At 71.6% G+C, this 2,240-nt stretch carries 3 protein-coding genes; all 3 read left to right on the top strand.

What is annotated here, in order from left to right:
- The first annotated feature begins 71 nt into the window (after positions 1 to 71).
- Entirely contained in the window at positions 72 to 800 is a 729-nt protein-coding gene (locus GUY60_RS37005) for an MOSC domain-containing protein (RefSeq protein ID WP_161705888.1), read from the top strand.
- Between the two features lie 76 nt (positions 801 to 876).
- On the top strand, positions 877 to 1,650 hold the full coding sequence (locus GUY60_RS37000; protein WP_161705887.1) for an N-acetyltransferase: 774 nt from the start codon (positions 877 to 879) through the stop codon (positions 1,648 to 1,650).
- 172 nt (positions 1,651 to 1,822) lie between these two features.
- The coding region (locus GUY60_RS36995; RefSeq protein WP_161705886.1) for a hypothetical protein at positions 1,823 to 2,240 on the top strand (418 nt) is incomplete at its 3' end.

Raw genomic sequence — 2,240 nt, 5'->3', positions numbered from 1 at the left:
GCGCTGTCAGTCCCGCCCGGTACCGTCGGGAGCGCCTGGATCGGGGCAACCGGCAACGGGAGGGGAACGGAATGCAGTCGCTCGGTACGGTCGTGGGCCTTGCCAGGTTTCCGGTGAAGTCGATGCTCGGCGAGGCGTGTGAGCGCCTCGACTTCGACGCACGCGGCGCGGTCGGCGACCGGCTCTGGGCCCTGCGGCACGAGGACGGCAAGCTCGGCAGCGGCAAGAGCAGCCGACGGTTCCGCAAGGAGCCCTGGCTGATCGACTGCACCGCGCGGTACGACGACACCGCCGACACCGTCTCCGTACGCCTCCCGGACGGCGCCGAGGTGGCACCCGGCGATCCACGCCTTGCCGAACTCTGCGGTGCTGGGGCCGAGTTGGCGCGCGAGGACACGGGTGAGGGTGCGGGCCAGGGTGTCGGGTCGCATCAGGATCAGGCGCCGGTGTCCCTGGTCGGCACGGCATCCCTGCGGGCCCTCGGGCAGTTGCTCGGTGACGGTGACGACGCCCCCGTGGACGTCCGCAGATTCCGGAAAAACCTCGTCCTCGACACCGACGAGCCCTGGGTGGAGGAGAGTTGGACCGGCCGTGAGGTGACGATCGGCGGGCTCCGGCTCCGGATCACCGAGCGGGTGCCGCGCTGCGTCATGACGACCCTGCCCCAGCCCGGCCTCCCCGCCGACCGCCGCATCCTGAAAACCCTCACCGCCACCCGCTCCATGTGCTTCGGGGTGTACGCGGAGGTGGTCGCACCCGGCCCGGTGACCCTTGGCGACACCGTCACGCACGTCGGCTGACCGGGGAGCCGGGCCGGGCGTCCGGGGCGCCGGAAATCCGTTTCGGCGCCGAAGACCCGGCGGATACCGTGCGCGCATGAACGCGACGAACGCCCCCACCACCGCCACCGATGTGACGGTCACCACGCTCGCCGAGCGGCCCGAACTGACCGACCGCATCTGGGCGTTGGGCGACGCCTGGCCGGTGTTCGTCACCGAGGACCCGGTCGGCTGGATCCTGTGGGGGCGGATCATCGCCGAGCTGCCCGACCACGTCCTGGTGGCCACCGACAGCCAGGGCGAGGTGGTCGCACGGGCGATCGGCGTGCCCTTCGCGCTCGACACCGAAGGGCGCGGCACCCTGCCCGAAGGCGGCTGGGACCGGGTGCTGATGTGGGCGTTCTCCGACCTCAGGCGCGGCGCCGCCGCCGACACCGTGAGCGCCATCGAGATCACCGTCGACCCGCGCGTCCAGGGCACAGGACTCTCGTACCGCATGCTCGGCGCGATGCGGGAGAACGTCCGCGCGCACGGCATCCACCGGCTCGTCGCGCCGGTGCGGCCGAGCGCCAAGCACCTCGAACCGCACACCCCCATCGAGGAGTACGCCCGCCGGGTGCGCCCCGACGGCCTTCCGCACGACCCGTGGCTGCGCGTGCACGCCCGCGTCGGCGGCGTCATCGACTCCGTCGCGCCCGCCTCCATGACCGTGTCCGGCTCCCTCGAACAGTGGCGCACCTGGACCGGCCTGCCCTTCGACCGGCCCGGCGACGTGGCGGTACCCAAGGCGCTGGTGCCCGTGCACTGCGTACCGGACCAGGGATACGCGGTGTATGTCGAGCCGAACGTGTGGGTGCGGCACAGCGTTTGAGCGTTCCGGATGCGTTCCGGATGCGTTGCGTAAGCCTTCCGGAAGCGTTCCGGACCGACAGGCTCCGGTCCGGCTCGGATCATTCCGGACGACCAACTCTGGTCCGGCTGTCGGCTTCGGGGGCTACTCTCGACCCTGCACACGCCCGTTCGGTTTCCCAGGAGCAGCCCCCATGCACGGCCACGGCTATGCACCGCCGCCACAGCGCCCCTCGTCCGCGCAGCTCGTCGTGCTGCGCGTGATCTTCGTGATGCTCGCGCTGTTCTCCTGCGGCTTCCTCGCCTGGGTGCCGCTGCTCCGCCTCGCGATCGTCACGCGCACGGTGCGCGACTGGATGCTGTGCGCCACCTCGGGCCTGGTCATCATCGTGTCCCTGATGCTGATCGGCGCCGAACCCACCGAGAACCTGGACTCCGTGCAGGAAAACCTCGGTCTCTTCGGCCTCCTCGGCGGCGCGTTCACGGCCGTCGCCTACTACCTCTTCGCGGAGATCCGGCACTTCAGCGCCCTGCCCCCGGCCGGCGCGTTCGTACCGCACCCCGCGCAGCCGCCCGCGTACGGCTATCCACCGCAGCCGGGCCCCGCCCAGC

It is taken from the genome of Streptomyces boluensis (genome assembly GCF_009908195.1).
GTDB lineage: Bacteria > Actinomycetota > Actinomycetes > Streptomycetales > Streptomycetaceae > Streptomyces > Streptomyces boluensis.
This window is presented reverse-complemented; position numbering and strand designations above follow the sequence as displayed.

Excerpts from the sequence above, each read along its gene's own strand:
- GUY60_RS37005 (WP_161705888.1), top strand. The coding sequence starts at position 72 with ATGCAGTCGCTCGGTACGGTCGTGGGCCTTGCCAGGTTTCCGGTGAAG.
- GUY60_RS37000 (WP_161705887.1), top strand. The coding sequence starts at position 877 with ATGAACGCGACGAACGCCCCCACCACCGCCACCGATGTGACGGTCACC.